16 protein-coding genes are annotated in these 20,541 nt (G+C 75.5%); 10 read left to right on the top strand and 6 right to left on the bottom strand.

Annotated features, from left to right (window positions below; translation table 11 throughout):
- The first annotated feature begins 55 nt into the window (after window positions 1–55).
- From ACZ6CZ_RS04740 to ACZ6CZ_RS04715, 6 genes are all read left to right on the top strand, one after another.
- On the top strand, window positions 56–2,173 hold the full coding sequence (locus ACZ6CZ_RS04740; protein WP_469016520.1) for an NHLP family bacteriocin export ABC transporter peptidase/permease/ATPase subunit: 2,118 nt from the start codon (window positions 56–58) through the stop codon (window positions 2,171–2,173).
- Window position 2,174: 1 nt separating this feature from the next.
- Window positions 2,175–4,988, top strand: coding sequence for an NHLP bacteriocin export ABC transporter permease/ATPase subunit (locus ACZ6CZ_RS04735; RefSeq protein ID WP_469014579.1), 2,814 nt, complete (start codon window positions 2,175–2,177; stop codon window positions 4,986–4,988).
- A 127-nt stretch (window positions 4,989–5,115) separates the two neighbouring features.
- Window positions 5,116–5,286 carry a hypothetical protein gene (locus tag ACZ6CZ_RS04730; RefSeq protein WP_469014577.1) on the top strand — a complete coding sequence of 57 codons (171 nt, stop codon included), beginning with the start codon at window positions 5,116–5,118 and terminating at the stop codon, window positions 5,284–5,286.
- Between the two features lie 123 nt (window positions 5,287–5,409).
- Window positions 5,410–6,423 (top strand): iron-containing redox enzyme family protein, encoded by a 1,014-nt coding sequence (locus ACZ6CZ_RS04725; protein ID WP_469014574.1) that lies wholly within the window; start codon window positions 5,410–5,412, stop codon window positions 6,421–6,423.
- Between the two features lie 45 nt (window positions 6,424–6,468).
- On the top strand, window positions 6,469–7,098 hold the full coding sequence (locus ACZ6CZ_RS04720) for a HemK2/MTQ2 family protein methyltransferase (protein WP_469014571.1): 630 nt from the start codon (window positions 6,469–6,471) through the stop codon (window positions 7,096–7,098).
- Window positions 7,079–7,300, top strand: coding sequence for a CDGSH iron-sulfur domain-containing protein (locus ACZ6CZ_RS04715; RefSeq protein ID WP_469014568.1), 222 nt, complete (start codon window positions 7,079–7,081; stop codon window positions 7,298–7,300). The genes ACZ6CZ_RS04720 and ACZ6CZ_RS04715 overlap by 20 nt, the downstream gene beginning before the upstream one ends.
- A 162-nt stretch (window positions 7,301–7,462) precedes the next feature.
- Here ACZ6CZ_RS04715 and ACZ6CZ_RS04710 read toward each other — a convergent pair whose 3' ends face one another.
- Entirely contained in the window at window positions 7,463–7,897 is a 435-nt protein-coding gene (locus tag ACZ6CZ_RS04710) for a protease inhibitor (RefSeq protein WP_469014565.1), read from the bottom strand.
- 413 nt (window positions 7,898–8,310) lie between these two features.
- Between ACZ6CZ_RS04710 and ACZ6CZ_RS04705 the strand changes: the two genes are divergently transcribed.
- Window positions 8,311–9,492: a lactate 2-monooxygenase gene (locus tag ACZ6CZ_RS04705; RefSeq protein WP_469014563.1), complete on the top strand. Its 1,182-nt coding sequence runs from the start codon at window positions 8,311–8,313 to the stop codon at window positions 9,490–9,492.
- Between the two features lie 36 nt (window positions 9,493–9,528).
- Here ACZ6CZ_RS04705 and ACZ6CZ_RS04700 read toward each other — a convergent pair whose 3' ends face one another.
- The 4 genes from ACZ6CZ_RS04700 to ACZ6CZ_RS04685 form a co-directional block, all read right to left on the bottom strand.
- Complete coding sequence (locus tag ACZ6CZ_RS04700; protein ID WP_469014558.1) at window positions 9,529–11,169, bottom strand: RICIN domain-containing protein; 1,641 nt, start codon at window positions 11,167–11,169, stop codon at window positions 9,529–9,531.
- A gap of 480 nt (window positions 11,170–11,649) precedes the next feature.
- Complete coding sequence (locus ACZ6CZ_RS04695; RefSeq protein ID WP_469014555.1) at window positions 11,650–12,027, bottom strand: toxin Doc; 378 nt, start codon at window positions 12,025–12,027, stop codon at window positions 11,650–11,652.
- Window positions 12,028–12,030: 3 nt separating this feature from the next.
- Window positions 12,031–12,270, bottom strand: coding sequence for a hypothetical protein (locus ACZ6CZ_RS04690; protein ID WP_469014550.1), 240 nt, complete (start codon window positions 12,268–12,270; stop codon window positions 12,031–12,033).
- A 286-nt stretch (window positions 12,271–12,556) separates the two neighbouring features.
- The gene (locus tag ACZ6CZ_RS04685) at window positions 12,557–14,797 is read right to left on the bottom strand and encodes a glycoside hydrolase family 9 protein (protein ID WP_469014545.1); all 2,241 of its coding nucleotides are present in this window, start codon (window positions 14,795–14,797) and stop codon (window positions 12,557–12,559) included.
- Between the two features lie 317 nt (window positions 14,798–15,114).
- Between ACZ6CZ_RS04685 and ACZ6CZ_RS04680 the strand changes: the two genes are divergently transcribed.
- Complete coding sequence (locus ACZ6CZ_RS04680) at window positions 15,115–17,622, top strand: ATP-binding SpoIIE family protein phosphatase (RefSeq protein ID WP_469014539.1); 2,508 nt, start codon at window positions 15,115–15,117, stop codon at window positions 17,620–17,622.
- A gap of 41 nt (window positions 17,623–17,663) precedes the next feature.
- Here the strand turns inward: ACZ6CZ_RS04680 and ACZ6CZ_RS04675 are convergent, their stop codons facing one another.
- Window positions 17,664–18,230, bottom strand: coding sequence for an RNA polymerase sigma factor (locus tag ACZ6CZ_RS04675; protein WP_469014536.1), 567 nt, complete (start codon window positions 18,228–18,230; stop codon window positions 17,664–17,666).
- Between the two features lie 44 nt (window positions 18,231–18,274).
- Between ACZ6CZ_RS04675 and ACZ6CZ_RS04670 the strand changes: the two genes are divergently transcribed.
- Window positions 18,275–19,717, top strand: a complete 1,443-nt coding sequence (locus ACZ6CZ_RS04670; RefSeq protein WP_469014534.1) for a serine/threonine-protein kinase — start codon at window positions 18,275–18,277, stop codon at window positions 19,715–19,717.
- A gap of 114 nt (window positions 19,718–19,831) precedes the next feature.
- Window positions 19,832–20,521, top strand: a complete 690-nt coding sequence (locus ACZ6CZ_RS04665; protein ID WP_469014530.1) for a DUF4232 domain-containing protein — start codon at window positions 19,832–19,834, stop codon at window positions 20,519–20,521.
- Window positions 20,522–20,541: the final 20 nt, after the last annotated feature.

Here is a 20,541-nt window from a genome sequence, read left to right as displayed (position 1 = left end):
GCGCGCGGTGCCCAGGGCGACGGGCGGGACCGTCCGCACGCCTACCGTGCTCCAGATGGAGGCCGTCGAGTGCGGCGCCGCCTCCCTCGCGATGGTGCTCGGCCACCACGGCCGCCACGTCCCGCTGGAGGAGCTGCGCATCGCCTGCGGCGTCTCGCGGGACGGCTCGCGCGCCAGCAACCTGCTGAAGGCCGCCCGCGGTTACGGCCTCACGGCCAAGGGCATGCAGATGGACCTGGCCGCGCTCGCCGGGGTGGCGGCACCGGCCGTGCTGTTCTGGGAGTTCAACCACTACGTCGTCTACGACGGCATGGGCCGCCGGTTCGGCCGGCGCGGGGTCTACGTCAACGACCCCGCCAAGGGCCGCCGTTTCGTGCCCATGGAGGAGTTCGACGGCAGCTTCACCGGCGTCGTCCTGGTGATGGAGCCGGGCGACGGCTTCACCCGGGGCGGCCGCAGGCCCGGTGTGCTCGGGGCGATGCCGGCCCGGCTGCGCGGCACCGCCGGGACGCTGCCCGCCGCCGTACTGGCCAGCCTGCTGCTGGTGGCGGTCGGCGCGGCCGTGCCCGCGCTCAGCCGCACCTACATCGACACCTTCCTGATCGGCGGCCGGACCTCCCTGCTGGGCGTGCTGTTCGCGTCCATGGCCGTCTGCGTGCTGCTCACCCTGGCGCTGACCTGGTTGCAGCAGGCCAATCTGCTGCACGGCCGGATCATCTCCTCCACCCTCTCCAGCGCCCGCTTCCTGCGCCATCTGCTGCGGCTGCCGGTGACGTTCTTCGCCCAGCGCAGCCCGGCCGACCTGGTGCAGCGCCTGCAGTCCAACGACCAGGTCGCCGAGACCCTGGCCCGCGACCTCGCGGCGGCCGGTGTCGACGCGATCGTGGTCGTGCTGTACGCGGTGCTCCTCTACACCTACGACCCGCAGCTGACGGTCGTCGGCATCGGCGTGGCGCTGCTCAACATCGCCGCGATGCGGCTGGTGGTACGGCTGCGCGCGACCCGTACCGCGAAGCTGCGCGCGGACACCGCCCGGCTCACCAACACCGCCTACACCGGACTGCAGCTGATCGAGACGATGAAGGCGACCGGCGGCGAGGACGGCTACTTCCGCAAGTGGGCCGGGCAGCACGCCGCCACGCTGGAGGAACAGCAGCGGCTCGGTGTGCCGAGCGCCTGGCTGGGCGTGGTCGCCCCGGCCCTGGCCACGGTCAACAGCGCGCTCATCCTGTGGATCGGCGGGCTGCGGGCGGTCGAGGGCCACCTCTCGATCGGTCTGCTGGTCGCCTTCCAGGCCCTGGTCACCCGGTTCAGCGCACCGCTCACCCGGCTCACCGGCGTGGCGGGCCGCATCCAGGACTTCGCGGCCGACGTGGCCCGCCTGAAGGACGTGGAGAACTTCCAGGCCGACCCGCTCTACTCCCGCGCCGGCGGCGGCGATTCGGCCCGGCGGCTGCACGGCCACGTCGAGCTGGAGAACGTCACCTTCGGCTACAGCCCGTTGGACACGCCGCTGCTCACCGGCTTCGACCTGACCGTCGGCCCCGGGCAGCAGGTGGCGCTGGTGGGCGGCTCGGGCAGCGGCAAGTCGACGGTGTCCCGGCTGATCTCGGGGCTGTACACGCCGTGGGAGGGCGTCATCCGCATCGACGGCCGGCGGCTGGCGGACATCCCGCGCGGCGCGCTGGCCGCCTCCGTCTCCTTCGTCGACCAGGACGTGTTCCTCTTCGAGGGCTCCGTGCGCGACAACGTGGCGCTGTGGGACCCCTCGATCCCGGACGACGCCGTGGTGGAGGCGCTGCGCGACGCGGCCCTGTACGACGTGGTGACGCGCCGTCCCGGCGGCATCCACAGCCGGGTCGAACAGGACGGCCGGAACTTCTCCGGCGGGCAGCGCCAGCGCCTGGAGATCGCCCGCGCGCTGGTGCGGCGGCCCAGTGTCCTGGTCCTGGACGAGGTGACCAGCGCGCTGGACGCGGAGACCGAGCAGGTCGTGATGGACAACCTGCGCCGGCGCGGCTGCGCCTGCGTGGTGATCGCCCACCGGCTGAGCACCGTGCGCGACAGCGACGAGATCGTGGTGCTCCAGCACGGCACGGTCGTCGAACGCGGGCGCCACGACGAGCTGGTGGCGCGCGGCGGCGCCTACGCCGCCCTGGTCCGGGAGCGGTGAGATGAGTTCCGTACCGGAGGGCGACCTGGTCGTCGGCGCGCTCGGGGCGCTCGGCTCCCCCGTCGACTGCCGCGGCCTGAGCCGCCTGGACCTGGCGGGCCCGCAGGTGCTGTGGCTGGTCACGGCGGGCGCGCTCGAACTGTTCGCGGTGGACGCCGCCGAGCAGGGCCACTGGCACCACCTCGGCCGGCTGGAGGCCGGCTCGCTGCTGCTCGGCCCCGTGGCCGGACCCCGGCACACCCTCGTGGCGCGTCCGCTGCGGGACTGCGCGGTGCGGCGCATCGGCCTGCGGGAGCTGTACCAGCCGGCGGCCACCCGGACCTGGTCGTACGACGAGTACGGCACCCCGCGGTACGTGCCGCCCGCCTCCAGCCCCCTGGAGCACGCCGTCGCGCTCGGCGCCGGCCGCGGCCTGTCCGTCCTCCTCCAGGCCCCGTCGGCGGGCGAGGAGCCGGCCGGGGTCACCGACGACGACGTGTTCTGGATGCAGGTGCCGCCGGGCAGCGTCCAGTACGGCGCGCTCTACGGCGCGGAGGCCGCAGCCGACCTGCTGATGGACCCGGCGGTGTGGCAGGGCATGGTCGACCGGCAGTACCGGCTGCTCACCTCCCTCGACCGGTGGATCGAGGAGCTGGAACGCACCCACGAGTCGCGGACGGCGGCCGGGATCAGGGCCGGTGAGGCGGTCCGCGCCCAGGCCGACCGGACCCTGCTGGCCTCCATCGGCAAGGCGTCCGCCCGGCCCGCGACGGCCGCCGACGCGGACGCCACCTACGCGGCCTGCGCACTGGTCGCCCGGGCCGCCGGGATCACCCTCGCCGGACCGGCACCCGGCGGCGACAGCGACCGGCTCGACCCGGTGGAGCGGGTGGCCCTCGCCTCCCGGGTCCGGGTGCGGGCCGTGCGCCTGGACGGCCGCTGGTGGCGGGAGGACGTGGGCCCGCTGGTCGGGCACCGTGCCCTGTCGGGGGCGCCGGTCGCCCTGCTGTGGCGGCGCGGCGGCTATGTCGCCGTGCATCCCGCGACCGGCCGCGAGACGCCGGTGGAGAAGGACAACGCCGAGGAGTTCGAGCCGCGCGCGGTGATGTTCTACCGGCCGCTGCCCGACCGCCCGCTCAGCCCGCTCGGCCTGCTGCGGTTCAGCCTGCGCGGCACCCGCGGCGACCTGCTGAACCTGCTGCTGGCCGGACTGGTCACGGTGGCGATCGGCGCGCTGGTGCCGGTCGCGACGGGCAAGGTGCTCGGCGAGTACGTGCCCCGGGCGCAGGAGGGCCTGATCGTCCGGGTCTGCGTGGCGCTGCTGGTCAGCGCGGTGGTCGCGGCCGCGTTCACCCTGCTGGAGAACCTGACCGTGCTGCGCCTGGAGGGCCGCGTCGAGGCGGCGCTCCAGGCGGCCGTGTGGGACCGGCTGCTGCGCCTGCCGACGGGCTTCTTCACCCGGCGCTCCACCGGTGAGCTGGCGAGCGCCGCCATGGGCATCAGCGCGATCCGGCGGCTGCTGGCGGGCGTGGGCCCGGTGGTCGCGCAGTCGGTGACGGTCGGCGCGGTGAACCTGGGCCTGCTGTTCTGGTACAGCGTGCCGATGGCGTGCGCGGCGCTCGGCATGCTGGTGGTCGTCGCGGCCGTCTTCCTGGGGCTCGGGCTGTGGCAGGTGCGCTGGCAGCGGCGGCTGGTGATGCTCGGCAACAAGCTGAACAACCAGGCGTTCCAGACCCTGCGCGGGCTGCCCAAGCTGCGGGTGGCGGCGGCGGAGAACTACGCCTACGCGGCCTGGGCGGGAGAGTTCGCCCGCAGCCGGGAACTCCAGCAGCGGGTCGGCCGGATCAAGAACCTCACGTCGGTGCTGGGCGCGGTCTACCTGCCGGTGTGCACCCTGGTGATGTTCATGCTCCTGGCGGGCCCGGCCAAGGGCGCCATGCCGGCCGCGGACTTCCTCACCTTCAGCACGGCGGTGACCATGCTGCTGACCTCCGTCACCCAGCTGACCGGCGCGTTCGTGTCGGCGGTGGCCGCGCTGCCGCTGTTCGAGGAGATCCGGCCGGTGCTGGACGCGGCGCCGGAGGTGCCCGCGGCGAGCACCCGGCCGGGGCCGCTGTCGGGGGCGGTCGAGGCCCGCCGGCTGTCGTTCCGGTACGCCGACGACGGTCCGCTGGTGCTGGACGAGGTGTCCTTCGAGGCGCGCCCGGGTGAGTTCGTGGCGATCGTCGGCCCCAGCGGCTGCGGCAAGTCCACCCTGCTGCGGCTGCTCATCGGCTTCGACCGGCCGGCCTCCGGCAGCGTGCTGTACGACGGGCAGGACCTGGCCGCCCTGGACCGGTCGGCGGTGCGACGCCAGTGCGGGGTGGTGCTCCAGCACGCGCAGCCCTTCACCGGCTCCATCCTCGACGTCATCTGCGGCACCGAGCCGTACACGCCGGAGGAGGCGATGGCGGCGGCCGAGCTGGCCGGGCTGGCCGAGGACATCCGGCGCATGCCGATGGGCCTGCACACCATCGTCTCCGGCGGCGGGGCGGTCTCCGGCGGACAGCGGCAGCGGCTGATGATCGCGCAGGCGCTGATCCGCCGCCCGCGCATCCTCTTCCTCGACGAGGCGACCAGCGCCCTGGACAACGACACCCAGCGCACGGTGATCGACAGCACCCGCAAGCTGAACGCCACCCGCATCGTCATCGCCCACCGCCTGTCGACGGTGCTGGACGCCGACCGCGTCCTCGTGATGGAGGGCGGCAAGGTCGTGCAGCAGGGACCGCCCGCCCGGCTGCTCGCCGACACCGGCGGCCGGCTGCACGAACTGGTCCGCCGCCAGCTGGCCTGAGGGCCGCGGCCCGGGCGGGGTGTCCCGGGCCGGGGACTCGGGGCGCCGTCCGCGGGTACCCGGAGTGGATCGACACGGCCGGCGTCCGCCCTGTGGCCGCGGGCGCCGGGGACGGAAGGGAGAAGCCATGTCGGGCGAGGAGCACCGGGAAGAGGAGCGGCGGACGGCTGTGGGCGAGGTGCTGCACGAATTCCAGCAGGCGGAGACGCGCGACGAGGACCAGGACCGGCAGCGGGGCGAGGCCGGGGAGGCCATCACGCCGAACGCCCGGGCGCAGCGGGAGTCGCAGGGCGACTGAGCCCGCACGGTCCGCGGGGCGCGGCGGCGCAGGGCTGGGCGGACCCGGTGCGCCGCCGCCCCGCCGGCGGACGCCACCCGGAGCGGGAGGATCACCCGGTCCTCTCCCGGGTACCCGTGCCCCATGAACGACCACAGCCCCGGCCCCGAGCTGCCGCCCGCCCGCGGCCCCCTGTCCACCGCCGTCCTCGCCCACCTGCGCGGCACCGGCCCGCTCCCGCCCGTGGCGCGGGCGGAGGAGGCGCAGCCCTACGGCGACGATCTCCAGCTCGCCCTGTACCTGTGCTACGAGCTGCACTACCGGGGCTTCGCGGGCGTCCCGGCCGAGGCCGAGTGGGACCCCGACCTGCTGCGGGTCCGCGCCGCGCTGGAGCGGCGCTTCCTGTCCGCGCTGCGGGCGGACACCCCCGGGCACGACAGCCTGGAGGAGGCCCTGGACGCCCTCCTGGTCGAGCCGGTCGAGGGCACCGGCGTCTCGCACTTCCTGCGGGACGAGGGCGAGCTGTGGCAGCTGCGGGAGTACGCGGCGATGCGCTCCCTGTACCACCTGAAGGAGGCGGACCCGCACGCCTGGGTGCTGCCGAGGCTGTGGGGCCGCGCCAAGGCGGCGATGGCGGCGGTGGAGTTCGACGAGTTCGGCGGCGGCCGGGCCGAGCGGGTGCACGCCCGGCTGTTCGCCGACCTGATGACGGACCTCGGTCTCGACACCACGTACGGCCGCTACCTGGACGCGGCCCCCGCCGAGATCCTGGCCACGGTCAACCTGATGTCCCTGTTCGGGCTGCACCGCGAGCTGCGCGGCGCGCTGGTCGGTCACTTCGCCGAGGTCGAGATCACCTCCTCCCCCGGCTCCCGCCGGCTGGCCGAGGCCATGCGGCGCACGGGCGCCGGACCGGCCGCGGAGTTCTTCTACGACGAGCACGTCGAGGCGGACGCCGTGCACGAGCAGGTGGTCCGCCACGAGGTCATCGCCGGGCTGCTGGAGGAGGAGCCGCAGCTGTCGGCCGACGTCGCCTTCGGCATCGACGCGACCGAGTACCTGGAGGAGCGGCTCGCGCGGCGGTTGCTGCCCGAGTGGCGGGCGGGACGCACGTCACTGCGTACACCGATTTCCAGGGAAATGATCCATAGCTCCTGAGACGCTGGGTACTCGGGCGCTGTGACAGCACTCGTACTTCCGGGCGTGTACGCCCCACAGGACGACACCGCACTGCTGGCCGAGGTGCTCGCCGCCGAGCCGCTGCGGCCCGGCGCACAGGTTCTGGACGTGGGCACCGGCAGCGGCGCCCTGGCCCTGGAGGCCGCCCGGCGCGGTGCCGAGGTGACCGCGGTGGACCTGTCCTGGCGCGCGGTGTGGACGGCCCGGCTCAACGCCCGGCTGAACCGGCTGCCCGTCCGCATCCGGCGCGGCAACCTCTTCGGCCCGGTGCGCGGACGCGCCTACGACGTCATCCTGGCCAACCCGCCGTACGTGCCGGCGCCCGACGCGGGGCGCCGGCCGCGCGGCCGGGCCCGGGCCTGGGACGCGGGCCACGACGGGCGGCTGGTGCTGGACCGGATCTGCCGGGACGCGCCGGAGCTGCTGCGGCCCGGGGGTGTGCTGCTGCTCGTGCACTCCGCGCTGAGCGGCCCGGAGCTGACGCTGACGATGCTGCGCGGCGCGGGCCTGAAGGCCTCCGTGGTGCGGCGCCGCTGGATCGCGTTCGGCCCGGTGCTGCGCTCCCGGCAGGGCTGGCTGCGCGAGCGGGGCCTGCTGGCCGGGGCCGAGGACAAGGAGGAGCTGGTGGTGATCCGTGCCGAACGACCCTGCTGAGCGGCCGACCAGGATCAGCGTGCGGCGCGACGGCCCGACGCTGGTGGAGGGCCCGGTGGAGGTGGAGCTGGAGGACGGTACGACGGTGTCCTCGGACCGCTTCCGGGTGGCGCTGTGCACCTGCCGGCGCAGCCGCCGCTTCCCGTGGTGCGACACCAGCCACCGGCGCCGGGGGCCGAGGCCGACGGACGACGGTGGCTGATTGCTTCGTGATTGCGAAGGCCGGCGGGCGGCCCCACTCCGCCCGCCGGCCTCCGTGCGAGATCGCTGGCTCCCCGCTCCAGGGGCCGCACTCCCCAGTTGCGGACCTGTTTCCGGCGTGCCACGGGAAACCGCGCGATCCCGGTCCATGGGGCGCCGGAGCCTAGAAGGAGAAGAGGCTGCTTCCGTAGGCGTCCTTGACGCAGCTGTTGCTGAAGGTGCGCTCGTAGGAGAGGCGCTGGCCCTGCCAGACACCCTCGATCGTCACCACGACCGGGCTGTACAGCTTGGTGCACATCACGTCGTCCCGGGCCTTCAGGGCCCCGGGGTCGCCGCCGGCGCCGCGCAGCTCGGCGCACGCCTCGGGGGCGGCCGGGTGGGTGCCGGAGGCGGTGGGGGCGCAGGTCAGGGTGACGGCCCGCTCCGGGGTGGCGAGGGCGGCACTGTCGCCGTGGCCCACGGTGAGCACCAGGGCCGACGGGGCGTAGAGCGAGGCCGGGGCGGCGCCGGGGGTGGCGACGGCGGCCCCGGTCAGGGGTCCGCAGACGGCGGCGGCAGTGAGGCCGATGGTCGCTGCCCAGCGCGCGGTGGTCCGCATTGTGTGCATCCTTCCGCTCGATTGGTCGGGTTGCCGGCTCCGGCCCGGTAGTGCCGGGAGCGGCGAGCGCCACTCTGCCGAGTCCGCCGCCGAAATACACATCGAACCCACAGGTTTGAGTAACATTGCGTGTTGAATCAGTGGCGTGAAGTCACGGAGTTTCTCCGTGCAAACCCCGGAACAGAGCGGTTCTCCCTCACCGGATGCGGCCAGATGGCTGAATCACACCGCTTTGTTAATAGTCCTGAAACATTCAGGTTCTGACGCCGCGCGACTCCTCCGTGACGGCTCGTGTTCATGAAACGGCCCCCCTTGATCGCCCCGATCCCTCCGTCCGGCCGCCCGGTGGACGGTCCGCGGCCGCCCGCGCGTAGGGTCGGCACGCTCGAGAGCCGTGACGAGAGGCGGGACGGATGGCCAGGCACTGGGCGGACTTCCAGTACGAGATCTACCTGAACGGCATGTCGGGCGCGGTGCCCCGGCTGCCCACCGATCTGACGCGGCTGGAGGAGCTGGCCGCCCACCGGCTCGGGCCCGGCCCGGTGGGCTACGTGGCGGGCAGCGCCGGTGACGGCAGCACGGCGGACGCCAACCGGGCCGCGCTCCGGCGGCGCCGGATCGTCCCGCGCATGCTGCGGGACGTGCGGGAGCGCGACCTGTCGGTGGAGGTGCTGGGCCGCTCGCTGCCTGCGCCGCTGGCGCTGGCACCGGTGGGTGTGCTGTCGATCATGCATCCGGAGGCGGAGTCGGCCGCCGCCCTGGCCGCGGCCGCGCACGGAGTGCCGTTCGTCCTGTCCTCCGCCTCCAGCACGCCGATGGAGCAGGTGGCGGAGGTGATGGGGGACGCCGAGCGCTGGTTCCAGCTGTACTGGGGCAGGGACCGGGAGGTGACCCGCTCCTTCCTGGCGCGGGCGAAGGAGGCCGGCTTCACCGTGCTGGTCGTCACGCTGGACACCCCGCTGCTGGCCTGGCGGCCGCGCGACCTCGACCAGGCCTACCTGCCGTTCCTGCACGGCGTCGGAACCGCCAACTACTTCAGCGACCCGGCCTTCCGGGCGGGCCTGGCCAAGCCGGTGCACGAGGACCCGAACGCGGCCGTGCTGCACTTCCTCGGCCTGTTCGGGGACGCCGGGCACACCTGGCCGGACCTGGCGTTCCTGCGGGAGCACTGGGACGGGCCGATCGTCCTCAAGGGCGTCCTGCACCCCGACGACGCCCGGCTCGCCGCCGAGGCCGGGATGGACGGGGTGGTGGTCTCCAACCACGGCGGCCGCCAGGTGGCCGGTTCGGTCGCCGCCGCCGACGCCCTGCCCGGGATAGCGCGGGCCGTCGGCGACCGCCTCGCCGTGCTGTTCGACAGCGGGGTGCGCACCGGAGACGACGTCTTCAAGGCCCTCGCCCTCGGCGCGCAGGCGGTGCTGGTGGGACGCCCGTACGTCTACGGTCTCGGGCTCGACGGCCGCGCGGGCGTCGAGCACGTCATCCGCTGCCTGCTCGCGGAGTTCGACCTCACCCTCGCCCTGTCCGGCCACCGCACACCGGCCACGGTGACGGCGGCGGACCTGGCGGAGGAGCCAGCGGGAGCGGACTGGTGACGATTCGTCAGCTCTCCGGGCGCCGGTGACGGTCCGTCAGCCGGCCGTGCGCCCGGAGAGCCGGGCCGACCGGGCGGAGGGAGCGCCGCCGCCGGCGGCCGGCGGGGAACCGGCACCGGCCTGCGTGGGGTCGGTGAGCCAGCGCTGGCCCGCGGAGCGGTCGCGTACCTTGACGACGAGGTCGGCGCCGGGACCCGCACCGGCCGCGGCGAGCGCGAGGGTCGCGTCCCAGCGGGGCAGCAACTCGCCCCTAACGGTGAGGTCGTAGCGCACGTCGTCGGCGCGCGGGGCCCGCGCGTCCGCGCAGCCGCCGAGGATCACCACCCCGGCGTCCGCCCGCGAGTCCAGGCACAGGGCGGTGTCCGCCGCGCTGCGCAGCAGCCCGTCGCTCTCGTACGTCCAGCGCTGGGTCGCCGTCACGGTGCACACCGCGAGCACGGTGCCCGCGCCGGCGGCCGGCCGGCCGTCGACGTCCAGGCACAGCCCGGTGGCGGCGTTGCGCAGCTGGGTCGGCCGGGTGGCGGCGGGCAGACCCGCCGTGCCGGGCGCGGACTGGGTGCCGGTGCCGGGCACGGCGCTGCCGCTGGGCGCCGGGCCGGAGCCGTCGCCGCCGTCCGGCCCGGCGCCCACCGCGAGGACGGTCACGAGCAGTCCGGCCGAGGCGAGGCCCGCGCCGGTGAGCAGCGTCCGCGAGGACACCGCCGGCCACGGCCGGGGGGTTCCGGGGGCGCGCCGCGCGGGCAGCGCCCCCGGGAGGCGGGCCAGCAGCCCGGGCCGCCCTCCCCCGCGCCGCCGCCCGCCGGAGCGCCGGCCGGCGCTCCGGGTGCGGGCGGCCCCCTGCCGGGTGCGGCCGGGGCGCGAGTCGAGATAGCGGCGGGCTCCCCAGCCGAGCACGGCCTCGGCGATCAGGGCACCGGGACCGGTTTCGAAGTGGCCGAGCTGCTCGGCGGCGTGCCGGCAGTGCGCGCAGTGCGCCAGGTGCTGCCGGACGTCCGGCAGCAGCGCGCCGCCACGCCGGATCGGCACGTCGAGCAGGCGGTTGTGGTGGCGGCAGTCGGGCGTGGGCGCGAGGTCGCGGTGGGCGTGCAGGCAGCCCTCGCGGAACTTCTCCCGGGACTGTTCGAGCACGGCCGCCGCGGTGGCCGCGTCCATGCCGAGCAGTGCGGCCGGGACGTCGAGGGGCTCCCCCTCGACCTCGGTGTGCCACAGCAGGCACTGGGCGAACAGGGGCAGGCCCTGGAACGACCGCTCGGCGAGCCTGCGGCTCTCCGGCGTCAGGGACTTGGCCGCGCGCATGCCACGGCCCCCGGCGGGCTTGGCGAGGTCGGGCAGGGCCTCGGTCATCCGGTCGTCGGCGGCCCACAGCCGGACCGTGTCCCGGACGGCGAGCAGCAGCCGGGGCCGCAGCGCCTCGGCCGGTTCACCGAGTGCGAGCCGGCCGAGGACCTGGTGGAAGGCGGCGGCGGTGACCATGTGCGCCACCGGGCCGGACGCGGCCAGGCAGATGACGGCGTAGTCGTGCACCGGCTGCCAGTGGCGGGCCATCAACTGCGCGGCGGACCGGGAGGCTTCGTCGTCCGAGCCGGCCCGCAGCGGTGCGGCGAGGGACGCGTCGGGTTCGGTGAGGCCGGCGCCGGGTGGCGCGTAGGGGGTACGAGGGGGGTGGGGGGTGGGCACGGAGCGGATTCCTTCGGCGTGTGGTGCTGGTGACGCGCGTGTGCTGGTGACGCGCGCGGGGTGCGTGGCGTCCGGTGACACGCCGGCGGCGGTCGGCCGACGGCGCGCCGGGCCGCCCTTCGGTTCCCCGGCTCCCGGCCGGGACCCGCTCGTCGCCCCCGCACGGGTGGCTCACCTTTGCACACCTTCCACACACGCAACAAGGCGGCCGGAAGACACCTCCCGCCGGCCGTCCCGGGCGACGGCCGTCCCGGGCGAGGGCCGTCCGCGTGCCGTGCGCCCCGTGTGAACGCCGCGCACGCACCGGCCGGCCGCGCACGCTCCCGGTGCGGGCACCCGAGCGGTGCACTGGGGACCGGCCCGTTCCCGGGCCCCGCGCGGGACGGCGGCTCTCCCGCGCGCGACCGGCCGCCGGCCCCGTTCCTCCCGCCCTCGGCCGGCGGCCCCCCGCGAGGCGCCTTCCCCCCGGCCGGGACGGAGTCAGATCTGCCAGGAACGGAGCCGGTCGGCCGCGCCGTAGACGTCCGTCCGGCCGGCGATCAGGTCCCGGGCGAGATCGACGAGGGCGCCGTAGGGCGGGTCGACGCCGGCTCCGCTGACGAACATGTACGCCACCGCGGTCGCGCAGGCGAAGCGGGCGTTGGCCGAGGGCAGCGGCCGGAGCAGGGCGAGGGTGTGCAGCAGGGCGGCGGCCCGCCACGCCGGATCGGAGTCCACCCCGAGCCGGGGCGGGTCCACGCGGTGCCGGGCGACGGCGGCGACCAGCGCCGAGAAGTCGTCGACCGCGGGCTGGTCCGGCAGGACCTCCTCGTGGCGCTGGAGCAGCCAGGGCACGTCGATGTGGATGACGTCCGGCATCGGTCAGGCGGCCCGGCCCTTGGCGGGCGGCTCGTCCTCGGGGAAGGCGGCGGCGAACTCCTCGGCGTGGGCGGCGAAGAAGCGGCGGAACTCCCGCGCGCCCTCCTGCAGGGCCCGGTGCCGGGCGATGTCCGCGGCGGCCGCCTCGCGCACGAGCGCCTTCATGGACGTACCGCGCTCCTTGGCGATCTGCCGCAGGTCCTCAAGCTCGCGATCGCTGAACTCCACGTTGAGAGCAGGCATGCCCCTACGGTAGCGCGCGGGTACTTCACCGTACATACCCACAGGTCAACCGGCACATGCCACGGTACCTCCCCGGTGGGACGCGATGTCCGGTTCCCGCCGGTCACGCGGGGCGCCGGACGGCAGACTCGTCCCCGTGACGACCGCAACGCTGCTCACCCAGGAGGGCGCGCTGTCGCCGGTGCTCGGCTGGCACCGCCCGCCCCGCCGAGGGGCGCACGGCCGGGGAGTACCCGGCCGTGCGCCCCGCGCGCCTCCCCTCCCGGCGCGGGCGGACGCGGGGCGCTCAGCCCTGGTCCGCCACGAAGGACGCCATCCAGGCGAGCGCCGCGTTCCAGTTGACGGCCGTCTCGTTGGTCGACCAGGACTGGATGTCGTCGATGTAGCAGAACTGGCCGGTGCAGCCGGTGAGCTTGCTCTGCGCGTACGGGTCCTGGATGGAGGAGTTGGCGCCGCCGGCCAGGGTGCCCTTCGGCGGGTTGGGCAGCGCCGGGTCGAGTTCGTGCGCGTACCACCGGCTGTGCTCGTTGTGGGAGGCGACCTCGCCGTAGCCGGTGACGTACGAGACGTTCAGCGCGTTGCGGCCCAGGACGTAGTCCATGCTCTGCACCGCCCCGTCGCGGTACTTGGCCGCGCCGGTGAGGTCGTAGGCGGTGGCCATGACGTGCGCGTTGTTGAGGATCTGGGCGTTGGAGCCCCAGTCGTAGGAGTTGCCGGCGGGGGCGTAGGGCATGCCGTACGGCTGTGCCGTCGCGGTCGCCAGGTAGGTGTCGGCGGCCCGCACCACCGAGCGGCGGACCTTGTCCCCGCCGGGAAGGCGGCTGGGCACGGTGGCGAGGTCGAGGCGGCCCGCGGCGGCGGTGCGGCCCCAGTCGAAGCCGGTGGCGGCGAAGATGTCGGCCGTGTGCACCGGGGAGGCGAGCACCTGGTCGGCGAAGCGCTGCTCACCGGTGGTCAGGTACAGCTCGGCCGCCGCCCAGTAGAACTCGTCGGTCGCGTCGTCGTCCGGGTAGGCGCCGCCGCCGGTGCCGTCGGCCGGGTCGGGGTACACCGCGGGGTGCGCGAGGGCGGCCGCGTAGGCCTTGCGGGCGGCGGTGAGCGCCTTCGCCGCGAACGCGCGGTCGTAGGGGCGGTACAGGCGGGCGGCCTGAGCAGCCGTCGCGGCCAGGTTCAGCGTGGCCTGGGTGGTCGGGGCGTGCAGTTCGCGCTTCTGCGGGTCGTCGCTGGGCAGCAGCGGCAGCCCGGTCCACTGGGCGTCGTGCACCTTGGCGTGGGCCATCCCGGCGAGCGGCTGCCCGTCCGGCACCTGCATCTTCAGCAGGAACTCCAGTTCCCAGCGGGCCTCGTCCAGCACGTCGGGCACCTTGTTGCCGCTCTCGGGGAGGGCGAGGGTGCCGTCGCCGAGCCGGGCGGGCTCGCCGGTGCGGGCCAGCCGGGAGCGCTCGTAGGTGCTGAGCAGTTCCCAGGTGGAGATGCCGCCGTTGACGACGTACTTGCCGTGGTCGCCGGCGTCGTACCAGCCGCCGGAGACGTCCAGCGTGTAGTCGCAGCCGCCCGGCACGCACGGCACGTCGGTGTCGCCCTGGTTGGGTGCGGCGCCCACGTGCCCGGCGGGCCTGCCGTAGCCGGGGCGGAGATCGTCGCGGACCGGGATGCCGCTGCGCTGCGTGTAGTAGTACTTCAGGGAGTCCAGCCGCAGTTGCTCGTACGCCCCGGCACCGATGTCGAAGGGCCGGCTGGTCTCGCCGTCGGCGACGAGCGTGTAGCCGGTGCCCTTGCCCCGGTAGCCGCCGAAGTCGATCGAGTGGACGTTCTGCCCGGAGGACACGTCGGTGCCGCGCGGCACGGTCCAGCCGTGCGCGGCGGTGCTGCCGTCGGCCCGGCGCAGCTGCCAGGGCAGCCGGGTGGTGGCGTCGGTGACGAGCGTGGCGTTCTTCGGCCCGGCGGGCAGGTAGCCGACCTGGTTGACCCGGACCCGGGGCCCGGTGTCGGGCTTGTACACCTCCGGCGGGACCCCGCCGAGCAGGGACACGTCGTCCAGGCACAGGCGCCAGGCGTCGGCGCTGCCGCCCGCCTGGAAGGCGACCTGGGCCTGCGTGGTGTCGACGGGCGAGGTGAAGGTGTACGAGTAGCTGTCGCCGTCGGCGCCCAGCTGCGGGCTGATCTCGTACCAGGTGTCGTACGGCGCCACCTGGAGCCCGACGACGGCCCGCACCACGTGGTCGCCGGGGTCGCCGGAGGCCTTGAAGGAGAACCGGTACGACTCGCCCTTGACCAGGGCGATGTCGTTCTGCCCGACGGCGGAGTCCCAGCGGTTGGTGGTGCCGCCCGGCACGTCGGAGCACAGCTGCCCGCCGGACAGGCCCGCGGTGACGTTGCTGGTCCACCACGGGTCGGCGGTGCTGTCGAAGGTGCCGTTCTTCACCTGCTCGGCCTCGTCTGCGCCGGCCGGGCCGGCGTGCAGCGTGGTGAACGCCGCCGTCAGCAGGGCCGTCACGGCGAGCAGGGCGGTTCTACGTCGTTTCACGTCAGGCTCCTGGGAAGAGGCCGGGGCGGGATGAACGCGCGATGGGAGCGCTCCCAAACGCGGACGCCCGCCATGGTGTGGGAGCCGTGACATCTCGTCAACGGTCCGGACAGGATCAGCCGGAAAAGCCCGCCCGGCCCACCCGGAGCCGCGCACTCCGCATCGGCCCCGCCGTTCCGGGCCCCGGTACCGGGCGCCACGACCGTCCCGGCCGGTCCCGTCGGCGGGCCCGGCGTTCGCGGAGGCCCGGGACGCACTAGGCTGGGACGGAAGTGATGTCACGTGTTCACGCTGTGTGTGCGCGGGGAGTGGCGACGATGAGCCGGGTCTATCCGTTCGACGATGCGGCGACGGCCCGGGCTGTCATCGACGACGAGGGCAATCTGGTCGAGTGGAACGAGGGCGCGCGGCGCCTGCTCGGCCACCCGGCCGACGCCGTCGTGGGCCGCCCGGCGGCAGTGCTGCTGGCCGGGAACGGCCACCGGCCGCCGCCCGGTACGCGCTGGGACGGCACGGTGGAACTGCGCCACCGGGACGGCCGTACGGTCCCGGTGTGGCTGCTCGCCCACCGCCGGCCGCCGCGTGACGGCCGGCCCGGCGACTGGCTCGTGGTGAGCCCCCTGGAGGGCGGCGGCCCGCCCTCCCCCGACGACTGGCTGGTCGCCGCCGCACTCGCCCAGTCCCGGTGCGCGGTCGCCGTGTACGACGAGCGGCTGCGGCTGCGGCGGATGAACGACGCGATGGCCGAAGTGCTCGGCCTGCCCGAGGAACACGCCCGGGGCCTGCGGATGGCGGAGATCGCCGGCCGCCCGCACGGCGAGCACCTGGAACAGGACATGCTGCGGGTGCTGGCCTCGGGCCGGCCGCTGGACAGCGAGGCGCTCCCGCGGGCCGGCGGGGAACGGGCGCCCGCCCGGCCGGTCCGGCTGGCGCCGGTCACCGACGCCGCCGGCCGGGTGCGCGGCGTGTGCGTGACCGCGGACGACACCCCCGCGCCCGACGCCCCCGCCGGCGACGCCCCCGCCGGCGAAGCCACCGGTCGCGAAGCCACCGGTCGGGTCGGTCCGGCCCCGGACGGCGCCGCTGGCGGCGGCGGCCCGGTGGACGGGGCCCGGGCACGGTGGCGGCTGCTCGACGAGGCGAGCGTGCGCATCGGCAGCACCCTCGACGTCACCCGGACGGCGCAGGAACTGGCCGACGTGTGCGTGGCCGCGCTGGCCGACTTCGCCGGCGTCGACCTGCTGGACGCGCGGGAGCCCGGCGGTGATCCCCCGGAGCGGGTCACGGCACCGGTCGTCCTGCGCCGCGCCGCGCACCGGTCGGTGCTGGCCGGCACACCGGAGGCGGCGACCGAGCCCGGCCGCGCCTACACCTGTCCGGCCACCGCCCCCCAGGCCGAGGCACTGCTCACGGGCCGCACGGTCACCGCGTCCGTCCCGGCCGGCGGTCCGCGGCAGCGGCCGGAGCGGGGCGGCACGCACGACGGGCGGGGACCGGAGCCGGACGGCGGGTACGACGCGCGGATGCGGCAGGTCGGCGCCCACTCCGTGCTGGCGGTGCCGGTCCGGGCCCGCGGCCTGACCCTCGGGGTCGCGCTGTTCGTCCGGCACCGGCGGCCCGCCCCCTTCACCCCGGACGACGTACGGCTCGCCGAGGAGGTCACCGCCCGCGCCGCCGTCTGCCTCGACAACGCCCGCCGCTACACACGCGAACGGGAGACCGCCCTCGCCCTCCAGCGCAGTCTGCTGCCCCGGCGGCTGCCGCGCACGGCCGCCCTGGAGGTCTCCTCCCGCCATCTGCCGGCGGCGGGGGTGGGCGGGGACTGGTTCGACGTGATCCCGCTGTCCGGGATGCGGGTCGCGATGGTCGTCGGGGACGTCGTCGGACAGGGCGTCCAGGCCTCCGCGACCATGGGCCGGCTGCGCACCGCCGTACGCACCCTCGCCGACATCGACCTGGCCCCGGACGAGCTGCTCACCCACCTCGACGACCTGGTGGTGCACCTGTCGGAGGAGTCGGGTGGCGACGCCGGCCCCGTGGAGACGGGCGCGACCTGTCTGTACGCCGTCTACGACCCGGTGTCGCGGCGCTGCACCCTGGCCCGCGCCGGGCATCCGCCGCCGGTGCTGCTGCCGCCCGGCGGTGAGCCGCAGGTGCTCGACCTGCCCGCCGGTCCCCCGCTGGGCGTGGGCGGCCTGCCGTTCGAGTCCACCGAGGTCGCCCTGCCGGAGGGGACCGTGCTGGCGCTGTACACCGACGGTCTCGTGGAGTCCCCGCAGCAAGGCGGCGACGCCGGCCGGCGGCTGCTGTCCGAGGCGCTCGGCGCGCACACCGGCTCCCTCGACGAGACCTGCGACCGCGTCCTGCGCACCGTGTTCCCCGAGGGCGGCGCCGACGACGACGTGGCGCTGCTGCTCGCCCGCACCCAGGGGCTGCCCGCCTCCCGGGTGGCGACCTGGGACATCCCCGCCGACCCCTCCCTGGTCGCGCCGATCCGCAAGCAGGTCGTGGACCAGCTGGACACCTGGTCGCTGAGCGAGGCCGGGTTCACCGCGGAGCTGGTGGTGAGCGAGCTGGTCACCAACGCCATCCGGTACGGCGCCCACCCGATCCGGCTGCGGCTGATCCACGACGCGGCCACGCTGATCTGCGAGGTCTCCGACACCAGCCACACCGCCCCGCACCTGCGCCGCGCCAAGACGTGGGACGAGGGCGGCCGCGGGCTGCTGCTGGTCGCCCAGCTCACCCAGCGCTGGGGCAGCAGGCACACCGCGGCGGGCAAGACGATCTGGGCGGAGATGGCGCTCTTCGAGACCGACACGTGAACGGCGGTCCGCCAGGCGGGGCCGGGGCGTGAACGCGGCGCTCAGGAAACGCTGAGCCAGGGGCGGACCTGTCTGCGGGCCTCGTGCAGCCGGGACTTCAGGGTGCCGAGCGGGATGCCGGCCCGCTCGGCGGCCTCCGCGTACTCCAGCTGGCAGATGTCGCGGTAGACCAGCGGGGCGACCAGGTGCGGGTGTTCGCGCTCCAGCCGGTCGAGCGCCTCCAGCAGGTCGACGCGGGAGCCGGCGATGACACTGGTGGTGCGCGGGTCGGCGTACTGCGCGTACTCCGTCTCCGCGGCCGAGCCGAGGGCGGCGGGCTGTTCGGCGGCGCGGCGCTTCAGCTCCCGGTACTTCTGCCGCGCGCAGTTGGCGACGACCGTGTACAGCCAGGTGCCGAAGCGGCTGCGGCCCTCGAACGTGGTGATCTTGCGGGCGAGTTGGAGCAGCACGTCCTGGGCGGCCTCCTCCGCGTCCTCCCGGCAGGGCAGGAAGCGTGCGCAGCGCCTGACGACCTCGGGCCGGACCTCCGCGAGCAGCCGGTCCAGCGCGGCCCGGTCGCCGCCGGCGGCCCGCCGGGCGAGGTCCTCGGTGAGCGCCGCGTCCGGCACGGGTGCCTCCTTCGGCGTCGGTCCGCACCCGGCATGATAGTCGTATGCACTCCCCGGAGCAGGTCGGGCGCTACCGCCTCCAACGGCGCCTGGGCAGCGGCGCCTTCGGCACGGTGTGGCTGGCCCGTGACGACGACCTCGACGCCCCGGTGGCGGTGAAGATCCTCGCCGAGAACTGGGCGCACCGCCTCGATGTGCGGGAGCGGTTCCTGGCCGAGGCACGGCTGTTGCGCCGGGCCGGGTCGAGCCGGGTGGTGCAGGTCTACGACATCGGTGAACTCACCGACGGCAGGCCGTACTTCGTGATGGAGTACGCCGACGCCGGCACCCTCGCCGACCTGTCGGCCGCCGGCCCGCTGCCGGTGCCCGAGGCGCTGCGGCTGACGGCGCTGGCCGCCCGGGGCGCGGCGGCGCTGCACGAGGCGGGCATCGTGCACCGGGACATCAAGCCGGGCAACGTCCTGCTGCGCACCGCACCCGACGGCACCCGCCGGCTGCTGCTGGCCGACCTCGGTCTCGCCAAGGCGCTGGCGCAGGCCTCGGGACTCACGGTGGCCGCGGGCTCGGCCGGGTACCAGGCCCCGGAGCAGGCGGTGCCGGGTGCGGGCGTCGACGTGCGCGCGGACGTGTACAGCCTGGGCGCGGTCGGCTACGAGCTGCTCACCGGCACGGTGCCGGGTCCGCCGGGGAGGATCGTCCCGCCCGGACGGCTGCGGCCCGACGTGGGCGAGGAGGTGGCCCGGGCCGTGCTGCGCGCGCTGGCCCCGGACCGGGAGCACCGCTGGCCGGGAGCGCAGGCCCTGGCGGCGGAACTGGAACGGCTGGCCGCGGCGCCCGTGCCACCCACGCCGTCCGGGGCCTCCGGGACGTCCTCCTCGGCGGAGACGGTGGCCACGACGGCCGGGTCCCGTGGGCCGGGGCGCCGGCGGGGCCGTCGCCTCGGCGTGCTCCTGGGCGCGGTCCTGGCCGCCGGCGCCGCGGCGGCGGCCGTGACGCTGGCGCAGCAGCGGGGTCCCGGGCCGGGCGGGCACGCGGTGCGGGTGGCGGATTCCAGCGGGCGGATCAACGCCGAGGTGCCCGCCGGCTGGGGGCGCCGGGTGCGCGCCTCGGGGTGGGACCCGCGCGTCCTGGGGCTGCGGGGCGGTCGGCAGCCGGGCCTCGAGGCCGCCGACGACCTGGCACGCTGGCCGGACCTGACGGCCGCGGTGAATGGCGTGTTCATCGGCCTGAGCGAGCAGGGGGACACCACCGCCCGGGTGAACGCCCTCACCCACACCGGGTGCCGTTACGCCGGCAGCCGCCCGTTCACCGGCGCGGCCTGGCAGGGTCGGGTGCGTACCTGGCGCGGCTGCCCCGGCGGCACGATCACGGAGACCGCGCTGACCCCGGCGGACGGCACCGCGCAGCCCCAGCTGTACGTGCAGGTGCGCCAGCACGGCAGCGGCGACGCCACGGACGGCATACTCCGGTCACTCCGGGTCACCTGAGCGGCAGTCGACGTGAACGGTCCGCACGGTCCGGCGAACTTTTCCGGCGGTCCGCGCATCCCAGTGTGACGACGGCGCCGACCGGGCGCCCGATATCCAGGAGTGTGGAGAACCATGGCGCACACATCCCCGTCCCTGCGGCGCGGCGCCCTGCTCGCGGGCACGGTCGCCGTAGTGGGCCTGCTGACCGCCTGCGGCGACGGCAGCGACACCACCACCCCCCAGGCGGTGTCCGGCACGGCCGCCCCCGCCACCGACAGCACGGCCGCCTCCGTCACCGCGACCGGACCGGGCACCGCCTCGAGCCCGGCCGCGACGCGCTCGTCCCGCGTCCCGGAGGCGAGCGGTTCCACCGCCTCGGGCGCGGCCACCGCGCGCACCGCCGCCACCCGGTGCCACACCTCGGAGCTGACCGCCTCGGTGGGCCGCAACAACCCGGGCGCCGGCCAGGAGAACTTCCCGCTGGTGCTCACCAACCGCTCCGGCCGGGTCTGCACCCTGCGCGGCTATCCGGGTGCCGCCTTCGTCAGCGCCTCCGGTGCCCAGCTGGGCCCGGACCCCCGGCGCTCCCCGGGCAGCCCGGTGACGGTCACGCTGCACCCGGGCGGCAGCGCCTGGGCGGGGCTGACCTTCTCCAACCCGGAGGTCAGCGGCGCCGCGACGGCCACCCCGGCCGCGCTGCTGATCACCCCGCCGGACGAGCGGGACCACCTGAAGGTGACGTGGAAGGCCGGGAAGGTGCCGGTGTCCGGCAACTCCTCCACCGTCTCGCTGACCGTCTTCGCCGCCGGCACCGGAGGCTGAAAGCGGGGCAGACGTGTGTG

The organism is Streptomyces sp. NPDC041135 (genome assembly GCF_055592085.1).
Note: the sequence above shows the minus strand (reverse complement) of the source record. Positions and strands in the feature narration are given on the sequence as shown.

Excerpts from the sequence above, each read along its gene's own strand:
- ACZ6CZ_RS04710 (WP_469014565.1), bottom strand. The coding sequence starts at position 7,897 with ATGCGGACCACCGCGCGCTGGGCAGCGACCATCGGCCTCACTGCCGCC.
- ACZ6CZ_RS04730 (WP_469014577.1), top strand. The coding sequence starts at position 5,116 with ATGTCGGGCGAGGAGCACCGGGAAGAGGAGCGGCGGACGGCTGTGGGC.
- ACZ6CZ_RS04680 (WP_469014539.1), top strand. The coding sequence starts at position 15,115 with ATGAGCCGGGTCTATCCGTTCGACGATGCGGCGACGGCCCGGGCTGTC.
- ACZ6CZ_RS04695 (WP_469014555.1), bottom strand. The coding sequence starts at position 12,027 with ATGCCGGACGTCATCCACATCGACGTGCCCTGGCTGCTCCAGCGCCAC.
- ACZ6CZ_RS04670 (WP_469014534.1), top strand. The coding sequence starts at position 18,275 with ATGCACTCCCCGGAGCAGGTCGGGCGCTACCGCCTCCAACGGCGCCTG.
- ACZ6CZ_RS04725 (WP_469014574.1), top strand. The coding sequence starts at position 5,410 with ATGAACGACCACAGCCCCGGCCCCGAGCTGCCGCCCGCCCGCGGCCCC.
- ACZ6CZ_RS04705 (WP_469014563.1), top strand. The coding sequence starts at position 8,311 with ATGGCCAGGCACTGGGCGGACTTCCAGTACGAGATCTACCTGAACGGC.
- ACZ6CZ_RS04740 (WP_469016520.1), top strand. The coding sequence starts at position 56 with ATGGAGGCCGTCGAGTGCGGCGCCGCCTCCCTCGCGATGGTGCTCGGC.
- ACZ6CZ_RS04735 (WP_469014579.1), top strand. The coding sequence starts at position 2,175 with ATGAGTTCCGTACCGGAGGGCGACCTGGTCGTCGGCGCGCTCGGGGCG.
- ACZ6CZ_RS04690 (WP_469014550.1), bottom strand. The coding sequence starts at position 12,270 with ATGCCTGCTCTCAACGTGGAGTTCAGCGATCGCGAGCTTGAGGACCTG.
- ACZ6CZ_RS04665 (WP_469014530.1), top strand. The coding sequence starts at position 19,832 with ATGGCGCACACATCCCCGTCCCTGCGGCGCGGCGCCCTGCTCGCGGGC.